Genomic DNA, 6,171 nt, shown 5'->3' with positions numbered 1-6,171 from the left:
GATTCTGGGCCCGATTTCTAAGTTCAAAGATATTGATAGGAACACATGGAAAAAGAGGAAGCTCAGCCTTCTTCACCTTGTGTTTGGCCCTAGATGCTTCGAAAATCTCTTTGAGAACTTGTGTTCAAAGCTCGCAGGAAAGTCACATGGAATAAAGGAAATCAATGCCCTCGCCCAACTTTTAAATCTGGATCCATCCTATGAAAAAGCCCAGGGTTCAGCCCCGGTATTATCGCCATCAAAACGGCAATCTCGTTGAGCCCGGTTCTCGTGGAGAGTTCTTTGTTCAGAACACCTATTGCACAGACCTTTTTCTCAAGCACAGGTCTCACCACCGGAACGGCCTGGCAGAAAACCTTATAAGCTAACTTCCCAACTTTGCCCGATACCGATGAGGGGGGAGTGTTTTATCCTTCGCTCCGCCCGTTTCGAGGCTTAAGCCCTCTTCTGGGTTAGCCTTAACTATCACTTCTGGAGGGTTTTGCCATGATTAGGGAGCCAGAGTTTAGGGAGTACAACCCAGGGAAGCTTGAGGAGAAGATAGAGCGCTTTTGGAAGGAGAACGACACCTACGAGAAGGTCAAGGCCTCCCGTCAGAACGGCCCGAAGTACTACTTCCTCGACGGGCCGCCCTACGTCAGTGGAGCGATACACCTCGGAACCGCCTGGAACAAGATAATCAAGGACATGATAATCCGCTTTAGAACGATGCAGGGCTACAACGTGAGAAGACAGCCGGGCTTTGACATGCACGGCCTCCCGATAGAGGTCAAGGTCGAGCAGGCCCTCGGTCTGAAGACCAAGAAGGACATAGAGACCGAGATAGGCGTTGACAACTTCATAAGGAAGTGCAAGGAGTTCGCCCTCAACAACCTCAAGGTCATGACCGAGCAGTTCAAGCAGCTCGGAATATGGATGGACTGGGACAACCCGTACATGACCATAAAGAACGAGTACATTGAATCGGGCTGGTTCACCCTAAAGAGGGCCTACGAGAAGGGCCTCCTCGAGAAGGACAAGCGCGTTCTCCACTGGTGCCCGCGCTGTGAGACGGCTCTAGCGGAACACGAGGTTCGCGGCGAGTACAAGCTCAGAAAGGACCCGAGCATCTACGTCAAGTTCCCGATTGAAGGGAAGGAGAATGAATACCTGCTCATCTGGACTACGACACCGTGGACGCTCCCGGCGAACTTAGCGGTTACAGTTCACCCCGAGTACGACTACGCTAAAGTCAGGGTCGGGACAGAGAAAGGTGAGGAGTACTGGATAATAGCGAAGGCCCTCGTTGAGCGCGTTCTTGCCGAGGTTGGCCTTAAGGGCGAAATCGTCGAGGAGTTCAAGGGAGAGGAGCTTGAAGGAGTAAGATACGTCCACATTCTAATGGACGAATATCCCGTTCAGAAGGAGTTCCGCGAGAGGTACGAGTGGGCTCACCGCGTTATCCTCGGTGAGCACGTAACGCTCGAGGACGGTACTGGGCTTGTCCACACCGCTCCCGGCCACGGTGAGGAGGACTTTGAGGTCGGAAGGAAGTACGGCCTGCCGGTTTACAGCCCGGTTGACGACCAGGGCAGGTACACCGAAGGAAAGTGGAAGGGAACCTACGTCAAGGACGCCGACAGGGAAATAATCGAGCACCTTAAGGCCAAGGGCTACCTCGTGAAGGCCGGCGAGATAGAGCACAAGTACCCACACTGCTGGCGCTGTAAGACCCCGCTCATATTCCGCGCCACAGACCAGTGGTTCCTAAAGGTCAGCAAAGTCAAGGACAAGATAATCAAGGAAAACGACGAGAAGGTCACGTGGTATCCGGACTGGGTCAAAGTGCGCTACGACAACGGCGTGATGAACTCGGGCGACTGGGTCATAAGCAGACAGCGCTACTGGGGAATACCGCTTCCGATATGGCAGAGCGAGGATGGAGAGATATACGTCGTTGGAAGCTTTAAGGAGCTGGTTGAGAAGAGCGTGGCGATAGAGGTCAACGGCGAGCGCATTGAGTTACCCGAAAGCTACGAGGAGAAGCTGAAGGTCATCGAGGAGAAGCTCGGGCCAGAAGATTTGCACAGGCCCTACGTCGATGCCTTCATCATAAAGGTCAACGGCAAGGAGATGAGGCGCGTTAAAGACGTCGTTGACGTCTGGTTCGACAGCGGAATAGCCAGCTGGGCTTCGCTGGACTACCCGAGGAACAGGGAGCTCTTCGAGAAGCTCTGGCCGGCTGACTTCATCGTTGAGGGTGAAGACCAGGTAACCAAGTGGTTCTACTCCCAGCAAGCCGCGAGCGTTATAGCCTTCGACACCGTTCCCTATAGAGCCGTTGCAATGCACGGCTACGTCCTCGACGAGAAGGGCGACAAGATGAGCAAGAGCCTTGGAAACATCATAAGGCCCGAGGAAGTTGTCCAGAGGGAGGGAAGGGACCCATTCCGCTTTTATATGCTCTGGGCCACCAACCCCTGGGAGAACCTCCGCTTCAGCTGGAAGGGCCTTGCACAGGTTAAGAGGATGCTCAACATACTCTGGAACGTCTACGTTCTCAGCGCCACCTACATGAGCCTCGACAACTTTGACCCGAGGAAGCTCAACCCGGAGGAACTTCCCTTCAGGGAGGAGGATCGCTGGATACTCAGCAGGGTCAACAGCCTCATTGGAGAGGTCACCGAAGGAATAGAGACCTTCAGGCTCACGAAGGCGACGAGGGCCATCTACAACTTCGTCGTCGAGGATCTCAGCAGGTGGTACGTCAGGCTCATCAGGAAGCGCATGTGGGTTGAAGGAGACGACCCGGACAAGTTAGCGGCCTACTACACAGTCTGGAAGGTCTTCGACGTCCTGCTGAGGCTCATGGCTCCGTTTACGCCCTACATAGCGGAGGAGATATACCAGAACCTCCTGAGGCCGTTCGTTGGAGTGGAGAGCGTTCACACCCTCGACTGGCCGAAGGCCGATGAGAAGGCCATAGATGAGGAACTCGAGCGCGAGATGGAGGCCGTAAGGAAAATCGTCGAGGCAGGTTCATCAGCGAGGCAGAGGGCCAAGATAAAGCTCCGCTACCCGGTCAGGAGGATAATCATAGAGACAGAGGACGAAACGGTAAAGAAGGCCGTCGAGAGTCTGAACAGGCTCCTTAAGGATCAGCTCAACGCCAAGGAAGTGACCGTTGGCAGGGTCGAGCGCGAGCTCGTCATAAAGCCGAACTTCGCCAAAGTTGGCCCGGAGTTCAAGGGCGACGCAAAGCTCGTCATAGCCTGGATAAACGAGCACGGAAGGGAGCTCTACGAGAAGGGCGAAATGGACGTTGAAATCGAAGGAAAGACCTTCCACCTCACGAGGGAGCACCTGGCTGTAGAGGAGAAGCTCCCGGACTTCTTCGTTGCTGAAGAGTTCGAGGGCGGAAGAGTGTTCATCGACAAGACCCTCACGAGGGAGTTACTCGCGGAAGGCCTCGCCAGGGAGTTCGTCAGGAGAATACAGGAGATGCGCAAGCGCTTGGATTTGGACGTCAACGACCGCATTAGGGTCACGATAGAGACGAGCGAAGAGAACCGCGAGCTCCTCAGCGAAAACCTCGACTATATCATGAAGGAGACGAGGGCAACGGAGGTTGTCTTTGGAGAAGCGAAGGGTTACGTGGTTGAATGGCCCGAGGTTCAGGCAAAGATAGGGATTGAGAAGGTTTGAGCCTTCTCACTTTCCAAATTATCCTTCTTTTCTTCCCCCTGGGACATTGATATCCCCGTGCGCTGAGCATCCAAACAACGATCGGTACACCTCGACCCAAGAATCCAAGGATTATAGAGGAGCTAAGTTATATAACCCCAGCAAAACTTATAAGCAATTGCGTTTATACAAATAGACAAACACACACAAGGGTGTCAAGAATGAGGCAAAGATACTCCGTTGTATTCTTAATTGTTTTAATGGCAGTCTCACTCCTTCCCCCGCTACACTACCCATGGGCCTCTGCAGCAACACAAGTATCGCTAGACGGACATACCCTCGCCTGGGACGTGGTGAACCTCACCTGGACTCCAGTGGACGGTGCAAAGGCCTACGAGATTTACAGGAGCACCGATCAGGCATCGCTCTTCGATTCAAGCAATCTCCTCGTTGTGGTCAACTGGAGCAGCTACCCGCAGTACGAGGCGGGAAAGACATACACCCAGGGCGACACCGTTGAGTACAACGGCAAGATATGGCGCGCCAAGTACTGGACCCAGAGCGCCCCCGGAGGGGACGCATGGGAGCTTGTGGGCGATGCTGTGCCTTCAACGAGCTACCTCGACCAGTGGAATCTCACCGCGAATACAACCTACTACTACGCCGTCGTTCCGGTTCTAAGCGATGGCTCGACCGGCGGGGTCTCGAACACCCTGATCGTAACCACACCCTACGAGCCCTACAGGATAGTTGCATACTACATCTCCTGGGCGCGCTACGCCAGAAAGTTCTACGTGAGCGACATCCCCTGGGAGAAGGTCACCCACGTCAACTATGCCTTCCTCAACCTGAAGGAGGACGGGACCGTTACTTACTTCGACAGCTACGCCGACCCACTCAACTTGGAGGGGATAAAGGAATACAAGGCCAGATACCCCGAGGTAAAGGTTCTGGTTTCGGTCGGCGGCTGGACGCTGAGCAAGTACTTCTCGCCGGTTGCAGCAGACCCCGCGAAGAGGCAGAGGTTCGCCGAGAGCGTCCTCGAAATCATCAGGAAGTACGATCTGGACGGAGTTGACATCGACTGGGAGTACCCCGGCGGGGGAGGACTGGAGAGCAACTACGTCAGCCCGGACGATGGAAAGAACTTCATTATCCTGCTCAAGACGATAAGGGAAGCCTTCGACCGGGCCGAGAGGAGAGACCACAAGGACTACCTGATAACCGCCGCCGTTCCGGCGGACCCGGTCAAGGCCGCCCGCATCAACTGGACCGAGGCTAGCAAGTACCTCGACTCGATAAACGTGATGACCTACGACTACCACGGCGCCTGGGATGAAATTACAGGCCACAACGCCCCGCTCTACTGCGATCCAAACGCACCCTACGAGGACGAGAACGTCAGGCTCCACTTCTGTGTGAACTATTCAATCCAGTGGTACATCCAGCACGTTCCGGACAGGACGAAGATAACCCTCGGCCTACCGTTCTACTCCAGGAGCTTCGCCAACGTCCCGCCCGAGGATGATGGCCTCTACCAGCCATTCAGCGGAACCCCCGATGGAACGTGGGGACCGGCGAGCGAGACCTACGGCGTCATGGACTACTGGGACGTCGCCGAGAAGAACCAGAGCGCCGACTACGACTACCACTGGGACCCGATAGCCCAGGTGGCGTGGCTCTACTCTCCGGGCAAGAGGATATTCATAACCTTCGACGACCCGAAGGCGATTGGAATAAAGGTCGACTACGCCCTGCTCAACGGCATCGGCGGCGTCATGATATGGGAGATAACAGCCGACAGAAAGCCCGGAACCAACTCTCACCCGCTCCTCGACACGGTTCTCGACCGCCTTGGGGAGAAGCCGCCAGCGTGGATACCCGACACCTACTACATAGGCTCGAGCGTCCCGGCCAACCTCACCGTCCCGGAGCCAGGCTACGACAATAGCACCCAGACCGGAGGTTCAAGCGGCAACACCGGCGGAAACCAAACCGGTGGTGGAACGGGGGACAATCAGACCGGCGGCAACACTGGAGGGAACCAAACGAGTGGAAGCGGGAACGAGGCCGGCAGTATCGGAGACAACCAGACTTCCTCAGACCTCGTGAGGCCAGATGCGTTCAGCGTGAAGGTAACCGACTGGGGCAACACCGAATACGACGTCACCCTCGACCTCGGACAGAAGGTGGACTGGGTCGTCAAGGTTAAGCTGCGGGAGGGTTCTTCGGTCTCCAGCTCCTGGAGTGTCACTAAGGCTGAAGAGGGTGAGTACATCGTCTTCACGCCCGCGAGCTGGAACAAAGGGCCTACAGCAAGCTTTGGGTTCATCGCAACGGGAAGCAAGCCGGTCGAGGCGATGTACCTGTACGTCGACAATCAGCTCTGGGATGTGTGGCCCGAGAACGTAACCGTGAACGAGACCGCTGGAGGAACGGGGGACAACTCCACTAACACCGGAAACCAGACGGACACTGGAACTGGCGATTCAGGAGGCTCAAACAACT

3 protein-coding genes are annotated in these 6,171 nt (G+C 55.5%); all 3 read left to right on the top strand.

Annotated features, from left to right (window positions below):
- On the top strand, positions 1 to 259 hold a 259-nt coding region (locus tag MV985_RS06210), incomplete at its 5' end, for a hypothetical protein (protein WP_297464419.1).
- Positions 260 to 486: 227 nt separating this feature from the next.
- A complete protein-coding gene (gene ileS, locus MV985_RS06205) occupies positions 487 to 3,684 on the top strand; it encodes an isoleucine--tRNA ligase (RefSeq protein ID WP_297464417.1) in 3,198 nt (1,065 codons plus the stop codon).
- 200 nt (positions 3,685 to 3,884) lie between these two features.
- The coding region (locus MV985_RS06200; protein WP_297464415.1) for a glycosyl hydrolase family 18 protein at positions 3,885 to 6,171 on the top strand (2,287 nt) is incomplete at its 3' end.

Origin of the sequence: Thermococcus sp., assembly GCF_027012695.1 — an archaeon.
Taxonomy (GTDB): Archaea; Methanobacteriota_B; Thermococci; order Thermococcales; family Thermococcaceae; genus Thermococcus.
The sequence above is the reverse complement of the archived record's forward strand: the minus strand, read 5'-3'. Positions and strand labels throughout refer to the sequence as shown.